This window comes from Methylobacterium terrae, assembly GCF_003173755.1.
Lineage (GTDB): Bacteria > Pseudomonadota > Alphaproteobacteria > Rhizobiales > Beijerinckiaceae > Methylobacterium > Methylobacterium terrae.
Map to the genome: position 1 here is coordinate 1167551 of NZ_CP029553.1, position 25893 is coordinate 1193443.

A 25893-nucleotide genomic window follows, 5' to 3' on the forward strand; every position below is an offset into this window, starting at 1 on the left:
CGCGCCTGACCTAAGCTCGCGCGAGCGCGAGCCGCGGTCGAACGCGCGGCGCAGCCGGGAGGACGAAATGGCGGAACGGGGTGGAGCGGTGGCCGCGCTGGCGGCGCGATTCCGCGAGGGCAAGCCGCTGATCACGGCCTGGTGCGGCATTCCCGAGCCCGCGGTCGCGGGGCTGCTCGCGGCGGAAGGCTTCGACGCCGTCACCCTCGACATGCAGCACGGCGCCCACGACTTCGACAGCATCAGCCGCACCATCGCCCTCGTGGCGGCCCGCGGCAAGCCGACCCTGGCGCGGGTGCCGGTCGGCGGCTTCTCGACGGTGTCGCGCCTGTTCGATGCCGGGGTCTCGGGCGTGATCGCCCCGATGGTCAACACGGTGGAGGACGCGCGCCGCTTCGCGGGCCTCGCCAAGTATCCGCCGCTCGGCGAGCGCAGCTGGGGCCCGGCCCCGGCGCTCGCCCTCTCGGGCCTGTCCCCCGACACCTACCTGAAGGAGGCCAACGGCGTCTGCCAGACGCTGGCGATGATCGAGACCCGCGAGGCGCTCGCCGCCCTCGACGACATCCTGGCGGTGGACGGGATCGACGGCATCTTCATCGGCCCTTCCGACCTCTCGATCGCGCTGTCGAACGGGGCCGGCCTCGACCCCGACGGCGCGGCGGTGCGCGACGCCCTCAAGCACGCCATGAGCCGCACCCGCTCGGCGGGCAAGCGCATCGGCATCTACTCCCTGTCGGGCCCGCGCACCCGCGAGCTGATCGGGGAGGGCTTCGACCTCATCGCGCTCTCGGGCGATTCGGCCCTGCTGCGGGCCGGCGCCGCGGCGGCGCTCAAGGAGGCGCGGGGCTAGCCCCGCAGCTTCGCCTGGGCGAAGCCGGCGGCCAGGAACCGACCGCCATGGTGCAGGGCGCCGTCGTCGATGCCGTGGCCGATCCCGGCGGAGAGGTGCCACTCCGCCGGAACGTCGGCCGCCGCCAGCGCCTCGGCCGAGAGGAACAGCGCGTCGACCGGGATCACCTCGTCCTGGTCGCCATGGGCCAGCAGGACCGGCGGTGCTGCCCGGACCTGCGGCTTCAGGCTCTCGGGTCCCCGGCCCTCCTCCATCACCAGCATGCCGGACAGGCCGACCACCGCCGCCACGGGGGCGGACCGGCGCAGGGCGACGTGCAGGGCCATCATGCAGCCCTGGCTGAACCCGACGAGGGCGAGCTGGTGATCCGCGAGACCGTGCGCCTCGAGCTCGGCATCGAGGAAGGCATCCAGCGTCGGACCGGCCCGGTTCACGCCGCGCCAGCGCTCGTGCGGGTCGCGGAAGGTGAGGGAGAACCATTGCCGGCCGAAGCCCTGGATGCAGGGCTCGGGCGCGTGCGGCGCCACGAAGGCGGCATCGGGCAGGAGCGGCTGCCACTCCTGCGCGAGGTCGATCAGGTCGCTGCCGTCGGCACCGAAGCCGTGCAGCAGGACGACGAGCTGGCGCGCTCTTGCACCCGAGCGGGGCATCAGGCGCGGGCCGGTGAGGATCGGCATCGGGTCGGGCTCCGTACGGTTTGGGAGGGCGTCGCGCGGCTCACGTCGATACGGGCGCGCCGTCGCGCGCCTTGGCGACCCGGTAATAGGCCCACAGCACCTTGGCGGCGACCCCGCGCCAGGGCCGCCAGCTCTCGGCCCGCGCCGTCAGGGCGGCGGCGCTCGGACGCACCTCCAGCCCGTCGGCGAGGCGCGCCGCCTCCTGGAGCGCGAGGTCGCCGGCCGGGAAGGCGTCCGGGTGGCCGAGGCAGAACAGCAGGTAGACGTCGGCGGTCCAGGGCCCGATGCCGTGCACGGCCACCATCCGGCGATGGGCTTCGTCCGCCGGCAGGGCGTGCAGGGTGTCGAGGGGCAGCGAGCCATCGATCACCGCCTGCGCCGCCGCCCGCAAGGTGCGGATCTTCGGTGCCGACAGGCCGGCCTCGCGCAAAGCCTCGTCCGGTGCCGCGGCGAGGGCGGCGGCGGTGAGGTCCGGCAGGCGGGCGGTGAGCCGGGCCCAGATCGCCGCGGCGCTGGCGGTCGAGATCTGCTGCGACACCACGATGCCGGCCAGCCCCTCGAAGCCGGGCGCGCGCTTGCGCAGGATCGGCGTCGCGCCCTCGGCCACCAGCCGCGCCATCACCGGATCGCGCGCCGCCAGGGCCAGGGTGCCGTCGCGCAAGGCCGCCTCGGAATCGAGCAGCGGGCCGGTGACGCCGGCATCCGGCGGGCCTATGGCGGGAGAAACCCTTCGCGTCCGCATCCTGCCGTGCCGTCTCCCCGCCTGCGCTTCGCCCCGAGCCCGAACGGGCGCCTGCATCTCGGCCACGCCTACTCGGCCCTCCTCAACGCAGATGTCGCCCGGGCGCTGCAGGGCGAGCTGCTGCTGCGCATCGAGGACATCGATCCCGCGCGCTGCCGGCCCGAGCTGGCCGACGCGTTGGTCGCCGATCTCGCCTGGCTGGGGCTGACCTTCCCGGAGCCGGTCTGGCGCCAGTCGGCCCGGATGTCCACCTACCGCGCCGCCCTCGACGATCTTCGGCGGCGCGGCCTGATCTATCCCTGCACCTGCACCCGCCGGCAGATCCAGGCGGCGGCCGGCGAGGCACGCGACCCGGACGGGGCGCCGCTCTATCCCGGCACCTGCCGCGGCCGGTCCGTGCCGGAGGAGCCCCATGCCTGGCGCCTCGACATGGCGCGCGCGCTCTCCGCCTGCCCCGGGCCGTTCGCCTACACGGCCTTCGCGCCGGGTGAGCCCGACGCGGTTCGCGCCGCCGATCCGGCCCGCTGGGGCGACGCGGTGCTCGGCCGCAAGGACGTGCCGACGAGCTACCACCTCGCCGTCGTCCTCGACGATGCCGCACAAGGAATCACCCACGTCATCCGCGGCCAGGACCTCGAAGCCGCCACCGACCTCCACGTCCTGCTCCAGCGCCTGCTCGGCCTGCCGACCCCGCGCTACCACCACCACGGGCTGATCCGCGATGCGGGCGGCGACAAGCTGTCGAAGAGCCTGCGGTCGGAGGCGCTGGCGGCGCTGCGCGAGCGGGGGGTGAGCGCCGGGGAGGTGCGGACGCGGCTGGGCTTCTAGCGCCGAGCCGCACCAGGAGGGAGCGCCGGTCTCGTCCGGCGACGGGTGGACGCGACAACCCCGGGGGAGGGAGATCCGCCTCGCCTCCAGCCGTCCGCGCGTGTTGCGCCAGCGACGGGGAAAGACCGGCTCGGCACACTTGCAACCCCGCACCCCGCATACGATCCTGCCGTGAAAACGGGAGGTCGTCCCATGTCGCTCAGCTTCGGAATCCTCGTCTTCCCGCAGGTCCAGCAGCTCGACCTCACCGGACCCTACGAGGTCTTCGCCTCGGTGCCGGACAGCGCCGTCCACCTGATCTGGAAGGACGGCGAGCCGGTGCGCTCCGCGACCGGGATCTCGTTCACGCCGACGGCGACCTTCGCGACCTGTCCGCCCCTCGACGTGCTCTGCATCCCCGGGGGTGCGGGCGTGAACGCGCTCCTCGAGGACGAGGAGACCCTGGACTTCGTCCGGACGCGCGCGGCCGGAACCCGCTACCTCACCTCGGTCTGCACCGGGGCGCTGGTGCTCGGCGCGGCCGGGCTCCTGAAGGGCCGGCGGGCGACGACGCACTGGTACGCGCACGACTTCCTCTCCCGCTTCGGCGCCGAGCCGGTACAGGGGAGGGTGGTGCGCGACGGCAACCTGATCACCGCCGGCGGCGTGACCTCGGGCATCGATTTCGGCCTCGCCGTCGTCGCCGAACTCCTCGGCCGCGAGGAAGCGGAGACGGTGCAGCTCGCCCTCGAATACGCGCCCGCGCCGCCCTTCGAATCCGGCACGCCGGCCGAGGCGCCGGCGGCGGTGCTGGAGCGGGCGAAGAAGCGCCTCGCCGGCTCGCGGGCGGCGCGGGAGGCCATCATCGGCCGGATCACCTGAGGCCACGCCTCGCCCGGTCCGGGCGAACCATCGTCGAGGCAAGGACAGGCGAGACCGCTCTCAGCACTGCGGCCCCGCGCGCGTCCGGCTTTCTAGATCGAAAGACGCGCTCGACAAGCGCTGCCACTTTCGGTTCTATCCGGCACCCCGATCCCCGCCCGCCAAGGTCGGGACGGCAAGAAACGGTCCCCGGAGGAATCCAGATGCGCTCATCCCTGACCGCTCTCGCGGCGGCGCTCGCCTGCGCGACCGCCTTCGCGGTCCCGGCCCTGGCGGCCGACCCGATCAAGATCGGCGTGACCGGCCCCTATACCGGCGGCTCCTCCTCGATGGGCGTGTCGATGCGCGACGGCGTGCGTCTGGCCGCCGACGAGATCAACAAGAGCGGCGGCGTGCTCGGGCGCCAGATCCAGCTCGTCGAGCGCGACGACGAGGCCAAGAACGAGGTCGGCGCCCAGGTCGCCCAGGAGCTGATCAACAAGGAGAAGGTGGTCGCCACCCTCGGCTTCATCAACACCGGCGTGGCTCTGGCCGCCCAGCGCTTCTACCAGGAAGCCGAGATCCCGGTGATCAACAACGTCGCCACCGGCACGATCATCACCAACCAGTTCAACCCGCCGGATTACGACAACAACTACGTCTTCCGCACCTCGGCCTACGACGTGCTGCAGGCCGGCATGATGGCCGACGAGGCGGTCGCGCAGGGCTTCAAGAAGATCGCGATCCTCGCCGACTCGACCAATTACGGCCAGCTCGGCCGCGAGGATCTCGAGAAGTACTTCAAGGCCAAGAACATCAAGCCGGTCGCCGTCGAGAAGTTCAACATCAAGGACGTCGACATGACGCCCCAGCTGTTGAAGTCGCAGGCCGCGGGCGCCGACGTGATCCTGGCCTACGGCATCGGCCCGGAACTGGCCCAGATCGCCAACGGCATGGCCAAGCTCGGCTGGAAGGTGCCGATGATCACCTCGTGGCCGGCCTCGATGCAGAGCTTCATCGATATCGCCGGCGCGAACGGCAACGGCGTGATCATGCCCCAGACCTTCATCGAGGATAAGACGCTGCCGAAGCGCAAGTCGTTCCTCGACGGCTACTACGCCAGCTTCAAGGTCAACAAGATCCCGACCCCGGTGGCGGGCGCTCAGGGCTACGACTCGGTCTACCTGCTGGCCGCCGCGATCAAGCAGGCCGGCTCCACCGACGGCGCCAAGGTGCGCGCCGCGCTCGAGAACCTGAACACCAAGGTCGAGGGCGTCGTCACCACCTACGACAAGCCGTTCACCCCGAAGGACCACAACGCCATCAGCCGCAACATGGTGGTGTTCGGCAAGGTGCAGGACGGCAAGATCGTCTACGCCAAGGACGAGGACGCCAAGAACGCCGGCGTCGTCCGCGTCAAGGAGAAGGCCTCGAACTGAAGGCCGTAAACCCGGGCCCCGCGCATCATGGTGCGCGGGGCCTGCCCGTCGAGACGAGACCTCCCCCCGAGCTTTTTTCCCATGCAGATCTTCCTTCAGCTCGTGGCGAGCGGCGTCGCCGTCGGCATGATCTACGCCGCGATCGCGTTCGGCTATCAGCTCACCTTCGCGACCTCGAAGACCCTGAATTTTGGCCAGGGCGAGGCCCTGATGCTCGGCGCCCTGTTCGGCCTGACGCTGGTGCCGTTCACCGGCTACTGGCTGATGCTGCCGCTCGTCCTCGTCTTCGGCTTCGCCCTCGGCGCGGTGGTCGAGCGCCTGGGCGTGCGCCCTGCCGTGAAGATCAAGTCCGAGTACGGGTGGATCATGGCCACCATCGCGCTCGGCATCATCTTCAAGAACGTCGCCGAGAACATCTGGGGCCGCGACGATCTCAAGTTCCCCTCGCCGCTGCCGGAACAAGCGCTGACCTTCGGGGGCGTCCGGATCCTGCCGATGGAGCTGATGATCGTCGCCGGCGCGCTCCTGATGATGCTCGCGGTCGAATTGTTCAACCGCCGCTCGATCTGGGGCAAGGCGGTGGTGGCGACCTCGAACGACATCGACGCCGCCGGCCTGATGGGCATCAACACCCAGAAGGTCATCACCCTGTCCTACTCGATCAGCGCCATGACCGCCGCCTTCGCGGGCGTGCTCGTCGCCCCCGTCACCCTCACGGGTGCCACGATGGGCTCGGTGCTGGCGCTCAAGGCCTTCGCGGTGGCGATCATCGGCGGCCTCGAATCCGGCCTCGGCGTCATCGTCGGCGGGCTGATCCTCGGCGTTGCCGAGACCCTGACCGGCTTCTACATCTCGACCGGCTACAAGGACGTGCCCGGCCTGATCCTGCTGCTCGCCGTGCTGGCGGTGCGCCCGGTCGGCCTGTTCGGCAAGGCCGTGATCAAGAAGGTCTGACCCCTCTTTTTCCGCGCCGCTCCCGGATCGCGGGAGCGGTCCTCGATGCTCCCCGTTCATTCCAGGGTTCTTCACCACCATGGCGCAGTCCGCCCCCGCGCCGGCCCTCGCCCGGCAAACCGCCCCGCCGGTGCCCCAGGCCGGGATCGGCCGCTTCGTCGGCCTCCTCGGGGCCGTGTGCCTCGTCGTCTTCCTGGCGGCCTTCCCGCACGTCGTCACCAGCCAGTACTACATCCACCTGCTGGTGGTGATCGCCATCTACGCGATCCTGATCCTCGGCCTCGACATCGTCGTCGGCTATACCGGCCAGGTCTCCCTGGGCCATGCCGGCCTGTTCGGCATCGGCGCCTACGCGGCGGCCGTGCTGTTCCTCAAGTTCAAGCTCGGGCTCTGGTTCGGCCTGCTCGCCGGCATCGGCGTCACCGCCGCCTTCGGGTTGCTGCTGGCGATTCCCGCGCTCCGGGTCAGCGGGCCCTACCTCGCTATGGTGACGCTTGCCTTCGGCACCATCATCCAGATCTTCATCAACGAGATGACCGATCTGACCAACGGGCCGCTCGGCATCACCCTGCCGCCGGCCCGCGTGCTCGACTTCTCGCTCGTCGGCATGCAGGCGCCCTGGGGCGCGGCCGGCCGCAAGCTCGAATTCTACTATCTCGTCTGCGCCTGCCTGCTCGCCACGATCCTGGTGGTCAACCGGGTGGTGCGCTCGCCCTTCGGCCGCGCCTTCGAGGCCCTGCGCGACTCGCCGATCGCCTGCGACTGCATGGGCGTCAGCGTCTACCGCTACAAGGTCTACGCCTTCGTGATCTCGGCGGCCCTCGCGGGTCTCGCCGGCGCCCTGTTCGCCTGGTCGGAGCGCTACGTCGCGCCGAACTCCTACGGCTTCGAATTGACGGTGCTGTTCCTGCTCGCCGTCACCATGGGCGGGCGGAAATCCCGCGCAGGTCCCCTGATCGGCGCCGCGATCATCGTGATGATGCCGAACATCCTGGCCGATATCGGCCTCGTGCGGATCATGGCCGGCATCATCGCCGCGCTCGCGGTCGTCGTGGTCGGCCTCGCCTTCCTGCGCCACCAGGACAACCGGATGACCCTGCTCATCCCAGGCGCGCTCTGCCTCGCCTTCTTCCCGGCGACGCTGGCGATGGAATCGGTGACGGATTTCCGCCTCACCGTCTTCGGCCTGATGATCCTGTTCGTGGTCTACTACCTGCCGGACGGTATCGTCGGCTTCTTGCGCGAGAAGCTGCCCTTCCTGCGCCCACACCATACTGGCGCCACCCAGGAACTGTCGGCCTCCGGCGAGGCGCTGATCCGCCAGGGCGGCGGCTCCGGCGCCGACCCGCTGCTCAAGGTCGAGCGCGCGGTGATGCAGTTCGGCGGCCTCAAGGCCCTCAACGAGGTCGACCTCGCGGTGCGGCCGGGCACGATCCACGGGCTGATCGGCCCGAACGGCTCGGGCAAGAGCACGATGATGAACGTGCTCACCGGCATCTACAAGCCGACCGCCGGCAGCGTCTCGCTCGCCACCGGCACGGATGGGGTGAAGCGCCTCGACGGCCGCACGCCGTCCGAGATCGCGCTCTCGGGCGTCGCCCGCACCTTCCAGAACGTCCAGCTCTTCCGCGAGATGACGGCGCTCGAGAACGTGCTGGTCGGCCTGCACCACAGCTTCCAGGGCACGCTGTTCGACGCGATCCTCGGCACCCCGCGCCGTCGGCGCGAGGAGCGCGAGGCGCGCGCCCGCGCCATGGCGATCCTGGACTTCGTGGGCCTCGGGCCGCTGGCCCAGGTCGAGGCGCGCAACCTCCCCTACGGCAAGCAGCGCCTCCTCGAGATCGGCCGGGCGCTCGCGCTCGATCCGGTGCTCCTCCTCCTCGACGAGCCGGCCGCAGGCCTCACCGCCCCCGACATCGCCGAACTCACCCTCATCATCCGCAAGATCCGCGACGCCGGCATCACGGTGATCCTGATCGAGCACCACATGGACGTGGTGATGGGCCTGTGCGACCGCGTCAGCGTGCTCGATTTCGGCCACAAGATCGCGGAGGGCGGCGCCCGCGAGGTCCAGTCCGACCCCAAGGTCATCGAAGCCTATCTCGGCAGCCCGGTTGCCGACGCCGCGGAGTAGAGAGATGCTCGATGTCAGCGGCCTGTCGGCCGGCTACGGCCAGATCGAGGTCCTGCACGGCCTCACCTTCTCGGTGCCGAAGGGCCAGGTCGTCACCCTGATCGGCTCCAACGGGGCCGGCAAGACCACCACGATGCGGGCGCTGTCGGGCATGATCAAGCCGCGCGCCGGCTCGATCAAGCTCAACGGCCGCGAGATCGGCGGCCTGGAGAGCCACGACGTCGCCCGCACCGGGCTCGCCCACTCGCCCGAGGGACGGCGGGTCTTCCCGACCCTCTCGGTCGAGGACAACCTGACGCTCGGGGCCTTCCCGCGCCTCACGGGCTCGCGGCCGAAGGGCGACGTCAACGCCGACCGGGAGCGGGCCTACACCCTGTTCCCGCGCCTGCGCGAGCGCCGCACCCAGCTCGCCGGTACCCTCTCGGGCGGCGAGCAGCAGATGCTCGCCATGGGCCGGGCCCTGATGCTGCGCCCGGAGATCCTGCTCCTCGACGAGCCCTCGATGGGCCTCGCCCCGAAGCTGGTCGAGGAGGTGTTCCGCATCATCCGCCGGCTGAAGGAAGAGCAGGTGACGATGCTGCTCGTCGAGCAGTTCGCCATGGCGGCTCTGGGCGTGGCCGACCACGCCTACGTGCTGGAGAACGGCCGCATCCGCTTCCAGGGCCCGGCGGCGCAGCTGCGCAACGATCCGCAGGTGCGTGCGGCGTATCTCGGCGGCGGCCACTGAGGCGGCCGGACCGGCGGCCGACGTTGCGTCACCGCCGGTTCATCGCACGCTCGTATCGTGGCGGCAGATTCGGGATCGGGAGTAGAACCGTGAAGTCGTTGCTTGCCGCCGGCGCGCTCGTCACGATTGCCGGGACCTCGCAGGCCTGGGCCCTGGGAAACCCGGCTTCGGCCTACTGCACCTCCGTCGGCGGGCGGCTGGAGATCCGCAAGGAGACGAAGGGCGAGGTCGGCTACTGCCACCTTCCCGACGGGCGCGTCGTCGAGGAGTGGCAGCTGTTTCGCGAGGCGAACAAGGCGAGGAATTGAGAGCCTGTTCGCATGGCTCGACGATATCGACACTCGTCCCGGGACGCGCAGGACTGTCCGGGAACAAGAAGAGGCGCTGGAAATCCCCTCTCCCCGCGGGCGGGGAGAGGGCCATGTCGCCGTTCAGGTGACATGGCGAGCGGAGGCGCAGCCGGAGCGAGGGTGAGGGGGGTTCGACGAGCGAGGCTCTTCCGGCCCTCCCTCACCCTCGCGGCGAACCTGCGGTTCCCAGCTCCCTGAGCCCCTTCGGAGTTCGGGCCTCTCCCCGCCCGCGGGGAGAGGGGGAGACCCGCGCCTCCACTTTTCCCGGACACCCCTGCGGGACGCGGGGCCTCGCACGCTACTTCGCCTTCAGGAACTCCCCCACCTCCAGGAGCACGAACTCGTTGTCGTCGACCTGGTGCGGATCGCGGCTCGCCGAGTACGGCAGGTTGTTGTCGTTGCCGACGACGATGTGGGTCTCGTCGACCGTGTCGACGTTCTCGATGGTCCAGAACGGCATGGCCAGCGCGCCGTCGGTCAGCGGCTTGCGCGCCTTCTTGCCCGGGTCGGCGATGCGCATCAGGTCGATGAAGCCGATCTTGCGCACCGGAGCGCCCTGGTTGGCGTCGGTCATCTCGATCTTGTAGACGCGCTTGAACTTCGCCGGGACCGAGAAGCAGTCCGGCCCCTTCCGGTCCGCCGGGCAGGCCCGGTCCATGGTGCCCTCGCCGTCGTCGCGCTCGATGATCAGGCCGGTCGTGCCGTCGATCAGGTTGAAGTCGCCGATGGCGTTGCCGGCCTGCTCCAGCGGGTAGAGCCACGAGCGGCCGGTCCACGTCTCGGCCTGGGTGTTGAATTCGAGGATCCGCAGGACCTCGCGGCCGTCGCGCGTCTCGAATTCCTTCGTCTCGGCGTTCCAGAGCGGGCCTTCGAGCAGGGCGTAGAGCCGGCTGCCGTCGGGCGAGGCCGCCATGCCCTCGAAGCCCTTGGACCGCCGGGCGTTGAACGCCACCGTGCCGCCGGGCATCGCCGGCGTCGTCACCGCCGGGTTGTCGGGGGAGCGGACGGGCTTCCCCGAGGCCAGGGTCTCCACCACCGCCTGGACCTTGCCGGTGCGGTCGGCCTTGATCAGGAACGGGCCGAACTCCTCGCCGATCCAGATCTGGTCGCCGACGAACTGGAAGCTCTCGGGATCGAAGTCGCTGCCGGTCAGGTAGCGGCTGTCCGTCGCCTCGTTGACGATCCGGAACGGCACCTTCTTGTCGGGATCGCGCAGGAAGATCGTCTCCAGGCGCTCGACCCCGCCGGTCCCGAAGTCGATCCGGTAGCGGTTGAGGTAGAGCATCGAATCGGGCGAGCTCGCCTTGGTGCCGAAGCCGTTGTCGGTCAGCCCCCGGTAGGTCCCGTCGGGCATGTGCCTGATGCCGGAATGGCCCTGGAGCGGCTGGCCCTTGAGCGGCAGCTTGAGGCTGGTGGCGCGGCCCATCGATTGCGCCTCGAGCGTGCCGACCGCCTCGACCCGGCGGCCGGTGGTGAACTTGCCCGGTGTGGCGAGGTCCTTCGGCGCGTCGGCCGGGACCGGCACGAAGCTCTCGGCCGGCAGCACGGCGTGGCCGGCGAGGGTGGCGGGGAAGGCCCGGGGCTCCTGGGCGAGGCCGATTGCGGTACCCGAGAGCAGGAGCGAGAGAGCGAGCAGGGAGCGGCGCGGCAGGGGAGAGCGGGACATCGGATCCTCGGAGGATGAGCGCGGCCGTTCTGCTCACGCCCGATGTCACTGAAGTGACGACACCCCGGTTTCCGAGCCTGCCCGTGCCTCAGCCGTGATGGGGCTCGCCCGGGGCCGGCATGGCCTTCACGCCGCGGTCGAGGGCGGCGCGGATCCGGTCGGCGAGCTCGGCCTTGCGGTAGGGCTTGCCGAGCACGTCCATGGTCGGGACGCTCGGGCCCTCCGCCACCAGGTCCTCGTTGTAGCCGGTGGTGAGGAGCACCGGCAGGTCCGGGCGCATCCTCTGCGCCCGGTCGGCCAGGATCAGGCCGTTGACGCCGCCCGGCATCACGATGTCGGAGAACAGGAGGTCGATCCGCGCCTCGCGCCCCAGGATATCCAGGGCCTCCTCGCCGTCGCGGGCCGCCAGCACCTGGTAGCCGAGGCTCTCGAGGTACTCGCGGGCGAGCGCCCGCACGTCGTCGCTGTCCTCGACCACCAGCACCGTCTCGTCGCCGCGCCGCAGGATCGCCCTCTGCTCGGCGGGCTCCTCCTCGGCCGCCGCGCCGGGTCCGGCCGGGAACAGCATCGTGATGGTGGTGCCGCCCGGATTCGTGCCGGTCTTCGGCCGGCTCTCGATCTCGAGCCGCCCGCGCGACTGCTGCACGAAGCCGTGCGCCATGGCGAGCCCGAGCCCGGTGCCCTTGCCCGGGCCCTTGGTCGAGAAGAACGGCTCGGTCGCCCGCTCGGCGACGTGGGGCGGCATGCCCTCGCCCTCGTCGCGGACCCGGAGCGCCACGTAGTCGCCGGGAGGCAGGTTGCGGGCCCGGGCGTTGCCGTTGAGGTGGACCGACGCGGTCGAGATCGTCACCGTGCCGCCCGCCGGCATCGCGTCGCGGGCGTTGATCAGCACGTTGAGGAGCGCCATCTCGAGGTTGGTGCGGTCGAGGGTGACCGCCGGCAGCCGCGGGGTGAGATCGAGGCGCACCGAGACGGTGCTGCCGAGCGTGCTCTCCGCCACCTCGGCGAGGTTGAGCACCAGGGCGTTGAGGTTGAGCGAGCGCGGCTCGAGCCGCGCCTTGCGGGCGAAGGAGAGGAGCTGCTTCGTCAGCTTCGCGCCGCGCTCCGCGGCGCCGGCCGCGTTGGCGAGCTGGCGCTGCGCCCGCTCCGCCGTGACCGAGCCCCGCGCCAGCTCCAGGTTGCCGGTCACGACCTGCAGCAGGTTGTTGAAGTCGTGGGCGAGGCCGGCGGTGAGCTGGCCGATCGCCTCCATCTTCTGCGCCTGGCGGAAGGCCTGCTCGGACACCCTGCGCCGGGTCACGTCGAGCTGCGAGGCGAAGAAGTAGACGATCTCCCCGGCCTCGTCGAAGACCGGGCCGATGAAGATGCCGTTCCAGAACGGCGAGCCGTCGCGCTTGTAGTTGAGGATCTCGGTCGCGATCGCCCGGCGCTCCGCGACCGCCTGGCGCAGCTCGGCCACCGTCTCGCGGCTGGTCTCCGGGCCCTGAAGGAAGCGGCAATTGCGGCCGACGAGCTCGGATTCGGCGTAGCCGGTGAGGTCCTGGAACGCCCGGTTGGCGAAGGCGATCGGGTTGTCGGGCTGCCGCGGATCGGTGAGGATCATCGGCATCCGCGTCATCTCGATCGCGGCGAAGAACACGCTGCCGCGGTCGTCGAGCCCGGGCTCGCGGATCGTCGCCGATTTCAGATGCGCCAGGGACGGCGCCTGCGCGGAATGCGACGCTTCCGGCTCCGGCATTCCGGCCTGATCGTCCTCGCTCACGCCGCCACCCGGCTCGCCATCCGCCACCCCGCCGGTGCCGCCTACTCTTTGAAGCGCGACAATGGGGGGCGGGAGCCAATCGCGCAAGGCCTTCCCGGACGGCGCGCCCGGGCCTTGGGGCCGCCGTCCGGGAGCCGGGCTCCAAGAAACTCGGCCATCCCGCACGAACGGCCTTGCGGCCCCCGGGAGCCCTCGCTATAAGCCCCCTCGTCGGCCAGCGGCCGGCCGTTCGGAGTGTAGCGCAGTCTGGTAGCGCACCACGTTCGGGACGTGGGGGTCGCAGGTTCAAATCCTGCCACTCCGACCAGCGCTCTCACGAGCCTGAGTCTTCCCGAGATCACGAACATCTGTACAGGATGTTGTGACGATACAAACCGCCTTCGGGCGCGTCGGAGTGTAGCGCAGTCTGGTAGCGCACCACGTTCGGGACGTGGGGGTCGCAGGTTCAAATCCTGCCACTCCGACCATTCATCCGCCGACCGGGCGGATCCTTCCACACCTCATCCACAGATCGCTCGGACCGGCACTGTGCCGCCTCGGCCACGTGACCGACGACGCCCGCGACGCGGCCGGCGCGCCGTCGGCGCGAGCGCGCCGACACCGTCCGGGCGGGCCACGTACATCCAAGAGCGTAGCCTGCCTCATAAACATAAGTTAGTCTTGTCCCACCGTACTTGACTGATGAAGAGCCGCTACGTCCACAGGCTTAACCCGCCGTCGACGCTCAGTCTGTTTGACGTTCGACCGTTGTCGTGCATTCTTTCGACAGGAAAGAAGACGGGGTGGGATGATGAACGTCGAGGAGAACGGCTCTGGTGACCGCGTGGTCGATCTTTGCGCCGCCATCATCACGGCTTACGTATCGAACAACGCGGTTCCGCCGAACGAATTGCCGCCGATGATCGGCGCGATCCACTCGACCTTGACCCAGCTCATGGCGCCGCCCGCGCCCGAGCCGGCGAAACCCGAGCCGCCGATCCCGATCCGCCGGACGGTCACGCCGGACCACATCATCAGCCTCGAGGACGGCAAGCCCTACAAGACGCTCAAGCGCCACCTCGCCGGCCGGGGCCTCACGCCGGACGAGTACCGCGAGAAGTGGGGCCTGCCGCGCGACTACCCGATGGTCGCGGCGAACTACGCCTCGCAGCGCTCCGAGCTCGCCAAGAACAGCGGGCTGGGCCGGCGCCGCCTGCGCGGGGCCGAGGGCAACGGCGACGGCGCCCCGGGGATCGCGCCCGCGGCACGGCGCGGGCGGCCCAAGGGAAGCCGGACGACGTGAGAAGCCGGACGACGTGAGAAGCAGGACGACCTGAAGAGCCGGACGCCCCGACGCCGTCCGCTCCCGCTCCGTCTCGCCTTGTCTCCGGCCCGGCCCGGGCGGTACCGTCCGCGGCGAATGCGAGACGAAAGGGACGCCGATGCCGGAGCCGATCTCCCAGGTGGATTACTGGAACGGGGCCGTCGGCGAGCGCTGGACCACCATGCAGGAGGAGCTCGACCGCGTCTTCGCGCCCCTGACCGAGGCGCTGCTCGCGGGAGCGGGCCTGCGCCCCGGCGAGCGCGTGCTCGATGTCGGCTGCGGCTGCGGCGACACCGCCCTGCGGGCGGCCGGGCAGGTCGGCGCGGGCGGTGCGGTCACGGCGGTGGACGTGTCGCGGCCGATGCTGGCCCGGGGACGCGCGCGGGCGGAGGCCCGGGCGGGATCCGGCGCCCCGGTGGCCTTCGCCCCGGTCGCCTGGATCGAGGCCGATGCCCAGACCCATCCCTTCGAGCCCGAGCACGACCTCGCCCTGTCGCGGTTCGGGGTGATGTTCTTCGATGCCTCGCTGCCGGCCTTCGCCAACATCCGGCGGGCCTTGCGGCCGGGAGGGCGCTTGGCCTTCCTGTGCTGGCGCGCCCTGCCGGAGAACCCGTGGGTGAACGTGGCGCGGGAGGCGGTGCTGAGCGTGGTGCCGGCGCCCGCGCCGTCGCCGCCGGACAGTCCCGGGCCGTTCCGGTTCGCCGACGGCGAGGCGCTGGCCGGCCTCCTGGAGCGGGCGGGATTCGCGCGGGTCGCCGTCGCGGCGATCGACCGGGACATCGAGATCGGCGGCGACGCCGAGGCGGCGACGCGGTTCGCCGTCACGGTCGGGCCGGTCTCCGGCCTGCTGCGCGACCTCGACGATCCGGATCTGCGGGCGCGCGCCGTGGCGGCGGTGCGGGCGGCGATGCCCGGGGGTGGGCCGGTGCGCCTCGGCGCGGCCTGCTGGCTCGCCACCGCCCTCGTCCCCGGCTGAGCGCAAAGTCCCGGGCCGCGTGCATTCGGCCGCGACGCCGTCGCGCCTCAATCCTGAGCCGTCGCGCCTCAATCCTGACATGCTGGCGCCGGAGAGACCCGCGATGCTCCGGTCCCGTCCCCCTGGGGATGCGGAACCGGCCCGGCGTTGATTTCCCTGCGTGCGCCACGCATGGTCGCGGCGGCGCGGAACGCTCCCCGCCCGGCCGCGGCGCCCGCCGTCGCGCCACCCCGGGCGCCCGAAGCAAGGCTTAGGAGTTACGGTGAAGCGCGCGCGCCTCGACCCGGCCGGATCCCAGCAGGCGCCCCGCGGCCGGTCGGCCGATCCGGGCCGCGAGCCGCCGCTCGACCTCTCCGGCGCCGCCTCGCCGCGGGCCGACCGCCGCGACGTCAACCTGCGCTGGCTCACCGCCTGCGTGCTCACCGGCATGACCGGCGCCGCGCTGATCGGCTCGGCGATCTGGGTGTCGCTGCAGGGCGAAATCACCTTCGCGGAACTGCCGCAGGCCGTGACGGTGGCGCCCCGGCCCGTCGCCAGCGAGGGCGGCACCAACCTCGTCCGGAAGGGCGACCGGCTGGTGCGCAACCCGATGGTGGCGCTCGCCAAGCAGAGCTTCAAGGCGCCGGTGACCCTGCGGGCGGGCGAGCGCGAGATCATCAAGGTCCGGCCCTTCGTGCGGATCGCCACCGCGCTCTCGGCCACCGCCGGGATGGCCGCGACCGACATTCCGCCCTTCGACCCGATGCGCTTCTTCACCGATCCGGGCATCGACCGCGCCCCGGAGGTGCAAGGCTCCACGGACGCGCCGGACGCCGAGGTCTCGGTGGTCAAGCGCGACCTCGGCGACCTCGCGGTCCCGGCCGGCGCGCTCGCCCTCTCGGACGAGGACGTGGCGGCGCAGATCGAGGAGGAGCGGCGGCTCGCCGCGGAAGCCGGCCGGCGCGCGGCCCTGCCCATCGCGCCCCAGCTGATGCTCTCGCGGACCCTGCGCAGCATGACGTCGCTGCCGGGGCTCGACGGGGGTGGGGATTTCGGCGGTTCGTCCGGCCCGTTCAAGTCGATCGAGGTCCGGGTGATGCGCGAGAACGTCACCGACCTCGCCAAGATCGAGCGCGAGCGCGACGCGCCGCTGGTCGAGGAGCGCGACGTCGCGATCAAGCGCGGCGAGACCCTCGAGGGCGTGCTCCGGGCCAATGGCGGCCTCGACGAGCAGGTCCGCCCAATTCTCGCGGCTCTCGGCACCCGGGGCCGGTCCGGCGCGGTCGGGGAGGGGCAGCAGATGCGCCTCCAGATCGGGCCCGGCCCGCGGGCCGGCGACCCGCGCCAGCTCACCCGGGTGATCCTCTACGGCGAGTCCGGCGTCGAGGCGATCGCCGCGATGAACGACCGCGGCGCCTTCGTGTCGGTGGCCCCGCCGGTGCCGGAGGGCGCCGCCCAGAAGCCGGCCCCGAAGCCGGAGGCCGACGACGACGAGGAGGGTTCGGGCGCCCGCCTCTACGCCAGCCTCTACGAGACCGCGGCGCGCCACGACCTGCCGCGCTCGACCGTCGAGGACCTGGTGCGGATCTTCGGCTACGACGTCGATTTCCAGCGCCGCGTCGCCACCGGCGACGGGATCGAGCTATTCTACACCTACGACGAGGAATCCGGCGGCTCGGCCGAGCGGCCCGACATCCTGTTCGCGGCGCTCAACCTCGGCGGCGAGGCGCGGCGGATCTACCGCTTCCAGTCGCCCGACGACGGCAGCGTCGACTACCTCGACGAGGCCGGCCGATCGCTCAAGAAGTTCCTGCTGCGCAAGCCGGTGGCCGACGGCAACATGAGCTCCGGCTTCGGCTACCGCCGTCACCCGGTGCTCGGCTACGCCAAGCTCCATACCGGCGTCGACTGGTCGATCCGCATCGGCACCCCGATCTTCGCCGCCGGCAACGGCACGGTCATCAAGGCGGAGTGGGATTCGGGCTACGGCCGCCGGGTCGAGATCCAGCACGCCAACGGCTACGTCACGACCTACAACCACATGTCGCGGTTCGGTCGCGGCGTCAGCGCCGGCGCCAAGGCGCGCCAGGGCCAGATCATCGGCTACGTCGGCTCGACCGGCCTCTCGACCGGCGCCCACCTGCACTACGAGGTGATCATCAACGGCCACTTCGTCGACCCGATGAAGATCCGCGTGCCCCGCGGCCGCGAGCTCGACGGGCGGCTTCTCGCCGAGTTCCGCCGCCAGCGCGACCAGATCGACGGGCTGATCCAGAAATCGGGCGCACCGACGACGCTGGCGCAGCGCGAGGCGATGCGCTGACGGAAGCGGGCCCGTCGGTGGGCGTCGGCGGGATCACAGCCCGGTCCGGTGGACCATTCGGGGGTTCCGAGCGAGGTGCAGCGCGGATGGCCCTTCTTCGGAGGGGATACCCTCCGGGTCGTTCGGGGCCGCGAAAGCGCGGACCGGAATCCGGAACCGAAGCTGCGTCTTCAGGAAGCGGAATCGCCCGCCCGTTTCACCCTCGGCCACCTGCGTGTCGTGGTTTCGGGCTTCGCGGCGCGGCCCGTGAACGACGAGGGGGAACGTGGGTCCGGCCGGCCAAATCGAGCGCGCCGAGACATCAGGGTCACGTCAGTGTAGATTATAATTAAAATTATATGTAACAGATCAAATCAATGTCAAATCGAGGAAATCCAACCCTCTCGTCCGCGACCTCATCCTGAGGTGGCAGTCGATCAGGGATCGACCGACCTCGAAGGAGGGCTCCAGGGATCGCGAGGCTTCCGGAGCCCTCCTTCGAGGCCTACGCTCCGCTGCGGCGCCGCAGGATGAGGCCGCGAACGGGATGGCTGGTCGATCCCCGTCGAAGAGGTCAATCCTTCGCCGGCTCGTCCTTGCCCGGGACCTGCGTGACGCCGCCGATCACCCGCACCGGGCGGTTGCCGTCCGGCGGGGTCTTCCAGCCGCCATCCTTCTCCGCAGGCTTGGGCACAGCGGCCTCGGCGGCCCTCGCGGGCGGGGCTTCCTTCGCCGCGGGCTCCGCCTTGGGGGCCAGGGGCGGGACGAGGGCCGCGGGGGTCTCGATCTTCTCGGGCGGCTTCGTGCGGGCGGCGGACCGGCGGGGTGCCTCGGGCTTCCCGCCCTCTGGCACGCTCTCCCGGCGCGGCGCGGCGCCGGTGCGGGCGGCCTGGCTGTCGGGGTTCAGGCCGAGCGGGTTCGGGCCGCCGGCGCGCGGGGCCGAGGGGGCCGGCGCGACGCGGGCGGCGGGGGAGGGCGCTTCGGTAGGGGGCGCCGCCGGCGGCAGCGGGCGGGCGGCGACGCGGCGCTCCTCCGGGCGCTCGCCGACCGGCGGCAGCGGCACGCCGCGGGAGAGCGGAGCCGGCGCGTAGGCGTCGCCGTCGCGCAGGCCGCCGTCACGCAAGCCGCCATCGCGCGGGCCGCGCTCGCGAAAGATCCCGTCGCGCGGCGCCGGCGGGCGCATATCGGCCTCGGTCCAGCCGTAGCCGGGGCGGCGGCCGCCGGGAATCGTGCCGGGGGGAATCAGCGGCGCCTCCAGGCGCTCGCGGTCGAGGATGCGGCCGGTGCGGGCATCGACGACGAGCTGCACCCGGTTGCCCCACGGGCTGTCGGCCTCGACCCGGTAGGTCTCGCCGTCGAAGCGCGGATGGCTCATGCCGGAGAAGCCGGCCCGGCCGAGGCGGAAGATCACCGCTCGCGGCGGCAGGATCGCGTCGTCCTCGTCCTCGATGACGACCCGGTAGCCCTGCGCCTGCGCGGGCCGGATCGTCGCCGCGCTGCCGAGCAGCGTGGCGGCGAGCGCGGCGAGGAACGCCGCGCCCGTCACGGACCGCGGTCCCGTCTTCGACGGCTTTGCAGTCATCGTCCCGCATTCCCTTGTTTCCGGGGTCGTGCCGGGCTCTCTCGAGACCCGCATTCCCCTCGTGCTCGGACAAGGGTCTGTTAACCGCGGGATTGAGGCGGGAATGCGGGAGCGCGGCCGCAGCGGGGGTCCGCCTTTCGGCGGAAGGCACCGCGTCACGCCGCGCGCCGGGCGAGCCCTAGGAACTCCTCCACCTCCGCCTCGGTGGTCGAGAAGGCGGTGATCAGGCGAATCATCCGCTCGCCCTCCCGCACCATCTCTCCCGCGGGCAGGCTGCGGCTCGCCCAGTCGTAGTAGACCGCTCCGCCCCGGCGCAGCGCCTCGTCGAGGCCGGCCGGCAGGATCGGGAACAGCTCGTTGCCCCGCACCGGCCAGGCCAGGCGCAAGCCGGGAATCTCGGCGAGGCCGGCGGCGAGGCGGGCCGCCATCCGGTTGGCGTGGGCAGCGTTGGCCAGCCAGTGGTCGTCGGCGAGGTAGGCGTCGAGCTGGGCTGCGAGGAAGCGGCCCTTCGACAGGATGTGCCCGGCGCGCTTGCGGCGGAACTCCAGCGTCTCGGCGAGGTCGGAGCGGAAGACCAGGATGGCCTCGGCAGCGAGCGCCCCGTTCTTGCTCGCCCCGAAGGACAGGATGTCGATGCCGGCGCGCCAGGTCATCTCGGCGGGCGAGCAGCCGAGGGCCTGGAGCGCGTTGGCGAAGCGCGCCCCGTCCATGTGGACCGTGAGCCCGTGGGCGTGGGCGATCCGGCTCAGGGCCGAGATCTCCTCGACCGTGTAGACCTGACCGCTCTCGGTGAGCTGCGACAGGGTGAGCGCGCGCGGCGGCATCTGCTTCACGTGGCGGGTCAGGCCGCTCAGGAACCCGTCGAGGGTGTCGGGCGCGATCTTTCCGCCGGGACCGGGCAGGCCGTGCAGCTTGGCGCCGTGGGTGTAGAATTCCGGCGCGCCGCACTCGTCCTCCATCACGTGCGCCTCCTCGTGGCAGAGGCATAGGCCGAAGGGCGGCACCATGACCGAGAGGGCGAGCGCGTTGGCCGCGGTACCGGTGGCGACCGGGAAGACCGCGAGGTCGGGATGCTCGAACAGCGTCCGGAAGCGCGGGGTCAGCCCGAGCGTCAGCGGGTCGGCGCCGTAGGCCGGCATCGCGCCGCCGTTGTGGCGTACGATCGCCTCCAGGACCGGAGCGCTCGCGCCCACCACGTTGTCGCTCGCGAAATTCATGGGTCTTCCGGGCTCCTCGATCCTGCGGACCGGCATCATGCCGGCCGGGACCGGGCGGGACGAGACGCCGCCGCTCATGCCGGCCATGTCCTGTCCGGCATGCCTTGCCGGTCGCGCCTCGTCGATCATGTCGGTCCCGTCACGGGGGAAAGATGCGCAGCTCCATCCGAATTCGGCATTTCGTTGCGGCTCCCCGGCGCGAAACGCAAGAAAAGCACAAGCCCGGACGGAATGGCCTCTTGCTGGACCGATTGAAATCTGGCAGGTTCCGCGAGTTAGGACAGTACCGCTGTCCCATTTTCCCGGCCGGGCCCCGTGCCCCCGGGTCGCAAGGGCGCTGGCTTGTGGCTTGCACGACGGCCAAACGAGATACCAAACGCGCCGCCATTCGGGCGGTGCGGGCGCACGCGGCCTGAAACCAGGCCTGCCGGGCGCTCGCGAGGTGCGGGCGCTCCCTTCGCGAGACGCGACCGACCCTCCCGCGGCTGAAGAACGATAAGGCGGTGGCCGTGCCCTCGGCCGAGCCGCCCGCGGCGCCGCTCGCGGCTGTCCGCACCACTTCGCCCGCCCGTGACGGCGGGATAGCCTGCCGCTGAGGCAGGTTCGCCTGCCCGAGAGGCAGGCCGCCCTATTCGCGGCCGGTTCGCCCGGCCCTTGTCGACCATCACCGAGCGCCCGCGCCCGCGCGCCTCGATACGAAGAACCGGACCTTGGGAGACCAGACCATGAGCGGCACGGACCAGTCCCAGCACCCCTCCCGCGGGCAGGCGGTCCCCGCCCTCGTCGTGCGCGACCCGGCCCTGCCGGCGCGCCAGGGCCTCTACAACCCGGGCAACGAGAAGGATGCCTGCGGCGTCGGCTTCATCGCCGACATGCACAACCGCCAGACCCACGCCATCGTCCAGCAGGGCCTGCAGATCCTCGAGAACCTCGACCATCGCGGCGCCGTCGGCGCCGACCCGAAGATGGGCGACGGCTGCGGCATCCTGGTGCAGGTCCCGCACGGCTTTTTCGCGGCGGAGGCCGAGCGCCTCGGCATCAGCCTGCCGGAGGCCGGGCATTACGGCGTCGGCCAGCTCTACATGCCGCGCGACGAGGAAGGCTTTCAGACCGTCGAGAAGATCGTCGAGAAGGCGATCGCCGACGAGGGTCTAGCGCTGCTCGGCTGGCGCGACGTGCCGGTCGACCCGAGCGACCTCGGCGAGAGCGTCCGGCTGAGCGAGCCGCGCCACCGCCAGGTGTTCATCGGCCGCCCGGCCTCCAGCGCCGACCAGGACGCCTTCGAGCGCCGGCTGTTCCTCGTCCGCAAGGTGATCTCGAACGCGGTCTACACGCTCAAGGACGAGCGGCTGAAGGAATTCTACCCGGTCTCGTTGTCCTCGCGCACCATCGTCTACAAGGGCATGGTGCTGGTGAACCAGCTCGGCCACTACTACCTCGACCTGAAGGACGAGCGCTTCGTCTCGGCGCTGGCGCTCGTGCACCAGCGCTTCGCCACCAACACCTTCCCGACCTGGCGCCTGTCGCACCCCTACCGGATGGTGGCCCATAACGGCGAGATCAACACGCTGCGCGGCAACGTGAACTGGATGGCGGCGCGCCAGGCCAGCGTCGATTCGGAGCTGTTCGGCAACGACATCTCGAAGCTCTGGCCGATCTCCTACGAGGGCCAGTCCGACACTGCCTGCTTCGACAACGCGCTCGAATTCCTCGTGCAGGGCGGCTACCCGCTCGCCCACGCGATGATGATGCTGGTGCCCGAGGCCTGGGCCGGCAACCCGCTGATGAGCGAGGAGCAGCGCGCCTTCTACGAGTACCACGCCGCCCTGATGGAGCCGTGGGACGGCCCGGCCGCGCTCTGCTTCACCGACGGCCGCCAGATCGGCGCCACCCTCGACCGCAACGGCCTGCGCCCCGCCCGCTACCTCGTCACCGACGACGGGCTCGTCGTGCTCGCCTCCGAGATGGGCGTGCTGCCGATCCCGGACGAGAAGATCGTCTCGTCCTGGCGCCTGCAGCCGGGCCGGATGCTGCTCATCGACCTCGAGAAGGGCCGCATCGTCTCCAACGAGGAGATCAAGAGCGAGCTCGCCGCCGCCCATCCCTACAAGGAGTGGCTGAAGCGGACCCAGATCGTGCTCGAGGACCTGCGCCCGGTGCAGCCGCGCGAGTCGCGCACCGACGTGTCGCTGCTCGATCGCCAGCAGGCCTTCGGCTACACCCAGGAAGACCTCAAGCTCCTGATGCAGCCGATGGCCGTGACCGGCCAGGAGGCCGTCGGCTCGATGGGCACGGACACGCCGCTCTCGGCGCTCTCCGACAAGCCCAAGCTCCTCTACACCTACTTCAAGCAGAACTTCGCGCAGGTGACGAACCCGCCGATCGACCCGATCCGCGAGGAGGCCGTGATGAGCCTCGTCTCGTTCATCGGGCCGCGGCCGAACATCCTCGACCTCGAGGGCACCTCGCGCAAGAAGCGCCTCGAGGTGCGCCAGCCGATCCTGACCAACGCGGACCTCGAGAAGATCCGCTGCATCGGCCATTTCGAGGACCGCTTCGACACCAAGACCCTCGACATCACCTACGCGGCCGAGACCGGCGCGCAGGCGATGGACGGCGCCCTCGACCGGCTCTGCGACCGCGCCGAGGCGGCGGTGCGCGGCGGCTACAACATCATCGTGCTGTCCGACCGCGCGGTCGGCCCGGACCGGATCCCGATCCCCGCGCTCCTCGCCACCGCGGCGGTGCACAACTACCTGATCCGCAAGGGGCTTCGCACCTCGGTCGGGCTCGTGCTCGAATCGGGCGAGCCGCGCGAGGTGCACCACTTCGCGTGCCTCGCCGGCTACGGCGCCGAGGCGATCAACCCGTACCTCGCCTTCGAGACGCTGATCGCGATGAAGGACGAGCTGCCGCCCGAGCTCACCGACGAGGAGATCGTCTATCGCTACATCAAGTCGATCGACAAGGGTCTGCTCAAGGTGATGTCCAAGATGGGCATCTCGACCTACCAGTCCTATTGCGGCGCGCAGATCTTCGACGCGATCGGCCTGAACTCGACCTTCGTCGAGCGCGACTTCTTCGGCACGGCGACGACCATCGAGGGCATCGGCATGGCCGAGATCGCCGAGGAGACGGGCCGGCGCCACCAGGACGCCTTCGGCGACGCACCGGTCTACCGCACCGCCCTCGATGTCGGCGGCGAGTACGCCTACCGCCTGCGCGGCGAGGCCCATACCTGGACGCCCGACACCGTCGCGACGCTCCAGCACGCGGTGCGGCTCAACCTGCCCGACCGCTACCGCGCCTACGCGAAGATGGTGAACGAGCAGGAGAACCACCTTAAGACGATCCGCGGCCTGTTCCGGATCAAGAGCGCGGCGGAGATCGGCCGGGCGCCGGTCGAGATCGACGCGGTCGAGCCGGCGGTCGAGATCGTCAAGCGCTTCGCCACCGGTGCGATGTCCTACGGCTCGATCTCCAAGGAGGCGCACGAGACGCTCGCGATCGCCGTCAACTCCTTCGGCGGCCGCTCGAACTCGGGCGAGGGCGGCGAGGAGCGCGAGCGCTACCGGCCGCTGCCGGACGGCCGCTCGCGCCGCTCGGCGATCAAGCAGGTGGCCTCGGGCCGCTTCGGCGTCACGGCGGAGTACCTCGTCAACGCCGACATGATGCAGATCAAGGTGGCTCAAGGAGCGAAGCCCGGCGAGGGCGGCCAGCTGCCCGGCCACAAGGTCGACGCCAAGATCGCCAAGGTCCGCCACTCGACCCCGGGCGTCGGCCTGATCTCGCCGCCGCCGCACCACGACATCTACTCGATCGAGGATCTGGCCCAGCTGATCTTCGACCTCAAGAACGTCAACCCGGCGGCCGACGTGTCGGTCAAGCTGGTGGCGGAGGTCGGCGTCGGCACGGTGGCGGCCGGCGTCGCCAAGGCGCGCGCCGACCACATCACCATCTCCGGGTTCGACGGCGGCACCGGCGCGGCGCCGCTCACCTCGATCAAGCATGCCGGCGGGCCGTGGGAGATCGGTCTGGCCGAGACCCAGCAGACCCTGGTGCTCAACCACCTGCGCGGCCGGGTGGCGCTCCAGGCCGACGGCGGCATCCGCACCGGCCGGGACGTGCTGATCGCGGCTTTGCTCGGCGCCGACCAGTTCGGCTTCTCGACCGCGCCCCTGATCGCGGCCGGCTGCATCATGATGCGCAAGTGCCACCTCAACACCTGCCCGGTCGGCGTCGCGACCCAGGACCCGGTGCTGCGCAAGCGCTTCAAGGGCACGCCTGAGCACGTCATCAACTACTTCTTCTTCGTCGCGGAAGAGGTGCGCGAGCTGATGGCCAGCTTGGGCGTGACGAGGCTCGACGACCTGATCGGGCGGTCCGAGTACCTCGACAAGCTCGCGGCGATCTCGCACTGGAAGGCCAAGGGGCTCGACTTCACCCGGCTGTTCCACAAGCCGGACGTGCCGGAGACCGTGGCGCTTCGCCACGTCGAGACCCAGAAGCACCCGATCGACCAGGTCCTCGACCGGCGGCTCCTGTCCGCCATCGGCGACGCGATCGAGACCTGCACGGCCGTGACCGTCGAGGACGTGATCCGCAACTCCGACCGGGCCGCGGGCGCGATGCTGTCGGGTGCGGTCGCCAAGGCGCACGGCCACGAGGGCCTGCCGGACGACACCCTGACGGTGAAGCTCACCGGCACCGCCGGCCAGAGCTTCGGCGCCTGGCTCGCCGCCGGCGTGACGCTCAGCCTGACCGGCCACGCCAACGACTACGTCGGCAAGGGCCTGTCGGGCGGCAAGCTGATCATCCGTCCCTCGGATGCGCTGGGCTCGCCGTCGGACCGGACCATCATGGTCGGCAACACGGTGCTGTATGGCGCCATCGCCGGCGAGGCCTACATCCGGGGTTCGGCCGGCGAGCGGTTCGCGGTGCGCAACTCGGGCGCCATCGCGGTGGTCGAGGGCATGGGCGACCACGGCTGCGAGTACATGACCGGCGGCGTCGTCGTGTCGATCGGCGAGACCGGGCGCAACTTCGCGGCCGGCATGTCGGGCGGCATCGCCTACGTGCTCGACGAGGACGGCTCGTTCGCCAAGCGCTGCAACCTGTCGATGGTCGATCTCGAGCCGGTCGAGGAGGAGGACGAGTTCATGCGCCGCTTCCACCAGGACGGCGACCTCGAGACCAAGGGGCGCATCGACATCCTGGCCGACATGTCCGGCCACGACGAGGAGCGCCTCGTCGGGCTCATCAACAACCACCTGAAGTATACCGGCTCGGTGCGCGCCAAGGCGATCATCGACAACTGGCAGACCTACCGCACCAAGTTCGTGAAGGTGATGCCGGTCGAGTACCGGCGGGCTTTGCGCGAGATGGAGCGGGCCCGGATGCCGGTGGCGGCGGAGTAGCGCAGACCTGAACCCTCCCCCCTCTGCGGGGGAGGGTTGTCCGGGGAAGGAGAAGGCTCAGCTTTCCCCTCTCCCCGCGGGCGGGGAGAGGGCTACGGACCCCTTGGCGGGTCCGTAGCAAGCGGAGGCGCAGCCGGAGCGAGGGTGA

18 protein-coding genes and 2 tRNA genes are annotated in these 25893 nt (G+C 71.0%); 14 read left to right on the top strand and 6 right to left on the bottom strand.

The window, feature by feature from the left end; translation table 11 throughout:
• The first annotated feature begins 67 nt into the window (after positions 1-67).
• On the top strand, positions 68-850 hold the full coding sequence (locus DK419_RS05235; protein WP_109962137.1) for an HpcH/HpaI aldolase family protein: 783 nt from the start codon (positions 68-70) through the stop codon (positions 848-850).
• Here DK419_RS05235 and DK419_RS05240 read toward each other — a convergent pair.
• Positions 847-1527, bottom strand: coding sequence for an alpha/beta hydrolase (locus DK419_RS05240; protein ID WP_109958154.1), 681 nt, complete (start codon positions 1525-1527; stop codon positions 847-849). The genes DK419_RS05235 and DK419_RS05240 overlap by 4 nt on opposite strands.
• 40 nt (positions 1528-1567) lie before the next feature.
• A complete protein-coding gene (locus tag DK419_RS05245; RefSeq protein ID WP_109958155.1) occupies positions 1568-2269 on the bottom strand; it encodes a DNA-3-methyladenine glycosylase family protein in 702 nt (233 codons plus the stop codon).
• A 6-nt stretch (positions 2270-2275) separates the two neighbouring features.
• On the opposite strand from DK419_RS05245, the gene gluQRS reads away from it, so the two are divergent.
• From gluQRS to DK419_RS05280, 7 genes are all read left to right on the top strand, one after another.
• Positions 2276-3097: a tRNA glutamyl-Q(34) synthetase GluQRS gene (gluQRS, locus tag DK419_RS05250; protein ID WP_109958156.1), complete on the top strand. Its 822-nt coding sequence runs from the start codon at positions 2276-2278 to the stop codon at positions 3095-3097.
• A gap of 192 nt (positions 3098-3289) precedes the next feature.
• The gene (locus DK419_RS05255; protein WP_109958157.1) at positions 3290-3958 is read left to right on the top strand and encodes a DJ-1/PfpI family protein; all 669 of its coding nucleotides are present in this window, start codon (positions 3290-3292) and stop codon (positions 3956-3958) included.
• 203 nt (positions 3959-4161) lie between these two features.
• Positions 4162-5376 carry an ABC transporter substrate-binding protein gene (locus DK419_RS05260; protein WP_109958158.1) on the top strand — a complete coding sequence of 405 codons (1215 nt, stop codon included), beginning with the start codon at positions 4162-4164 and terminating at the stop codon, positions 5374-5376.
• A gap of 81 nt (positions 5377-5457) precedes the next feature.
• Positions 5458-6330 (top strand): branched-chain amino acid ABC transporter permease, encoded by an 873-nt coding sequence (locus tag DK419_RS05265; protein WP_109958159.1) that lies wholly within the window; start codon positions 5458-5460, stop codon positions 6328-6330.
• Between the two features lie 79 nt (positions 6331-6409).
• Complete coding sequence (locus tag DK419_RS05270; RefSeq protein ID WP_109958160.1) at positions 6410-8464, top strand: branched-chain amino acid ABC transporter ATP-binding protein/permease; 2055 nt, start codon at positions 6410-6412, stop codon at positions 8462-8464.
• Positions 8465-8468: 4 nt separating this feature from the next.
• Positions 8469-9191 (top strand): ABC transporter ATP-binding protein, encoded by a 723-nt coding sequence (locus DK419_RS05275; protein ID WP_109958161.1) that lies wholly within the window; start codon positions 8469-8471, stop codon positions 9189-9191.
• A gap of 89 nt (positions 9192-9280) precedes the next feature.
• Positions 9281-9499, top strand: a complete 219-nt coding sequence (locus DK419_RS05280; RefSeq protein WP_109958162.1) for a putative hemolysin — start codon at positions 9281-9283, stop codon at positions 9497-9499.
• A gap of 340 nt (positions 9500-9839) precedes the next feature.
• On the opposite strand, the gene DK419_RS05285 is transcribed toward DK419_RS05280, so the two are convergent.
• Entirely contained in the window at positions 9840-11207 is a 1368-nt protein-coding gene (locus tag DK419_RS05285; protein ID WP_109958163.1) for an esterase-like activity of phytase family protein, read from the bottom strand.
• An 88-nt stretch (positions 11208-11295) separates the two neighbouring features.
• Complete coding sequence (locus DK419_RS05290; protein WP_245442837.1) at positions 11296-12969, bottom strand: histidine kinase famiy protein; 1674 nt, start codon at positions 12967-12969, stop codon at positions 11296-11298.
• 230 nt (positions 12970-13199) lie between these two features.
• Between DK419_RS05290 and DK419_RS05295 the strand changes: the two genes are divergently transcribed.
• The 5 genes from DK419_RS05295 (at position 13200) to DK419_RS05315 (ending at position 17550) form a co-directional block, all read left to right on the top strand.
• Positions 13200-13276, top strand: a tRNA-Pro gene (locus DK419_RS05295).
• 83 nt (positions 13277-13359) lie between these two features.
• A tRNA-Pro gene (locus tag DK419_RS05300) sits at positions 13360-13436 on the top strand.
• Between the two features lie 323 nt (positions 13437-13759).
• Positions 13760-14251, top strand: a complete 492-nt coding sequence (locus DK419_RS05305; protein ID WP_109962138.1) for a Ros/MucR family transcriptional regulator — start codon at positions 13760-13762, stop codon at positions 14249-14251.
• Between the two features lie 139 nt (positions 14252-14390).
• Positions 14391-15248 (top strand): class I SAM-dependent methyltransferase, encoded by an 858-nt coding sequence (locus tag DK419_RS05310; protein ID WP_109958165.1) that lies wholly within the window; start codon positions 14391-14393, stop codon positions 15246-15248.
• Positions 15249-15510: 262 nt separating this feature from the next.
• Complete coding sequence (locus DK419_RS05315; protein ID WP_109958166.1) at positions 15511-17550, top strand: M23 family metallopeptidase; 2040 nt, start codon at positions 15511-15513, stop codon at positions 17548-17550.
• Between the two features lie 553 nt (positions 17551-18103).
• Here DK419_RS05315 and DK419_RS05320 read toward each other — a convergent pair.
• Both DK419_RS05320 and DK419_RS05325 read right to left on the bottom strand, forming a co-directional pair.
• Complete coding sequence (locus DK419_RS05320; protein WP_109958167.1) at positions 18104-19075, bottom strand: hypothetical protein; 972 nt, start codon at positions 19073-19075, stop codon at positions 18104-18106.
• Positions 19076-19266: 191 nt separating this feature from the next.
• On the bottom strand, positions 19267-20328 hold the full coding sequence (locus DK419_RS05325; RefSeq protein ID WP_109962139.1) for a threonine aldolase family protein: 1062 nt from the start codon (positions 20326-20328) through the stop codon (positions 19267-19269).
• A gap of 725 nt (positions 20329-21053) precedes the next feature.
• On the opposite strand from DK419_RS05325, the gene gltB reads away from it, so the two are divergent.
• A complete protein-coding gene (gene gltB, locus DK419_RS05330; RefSeq protein WP_109958168.1) occupies positions 21054-25745 on the top strand; it encodes a glutamate synthase large subunit in 4692 nt (1563 codons plus the stop codon).
• Positions 25746-25893 lie beyond the last annotated feature (148 nt).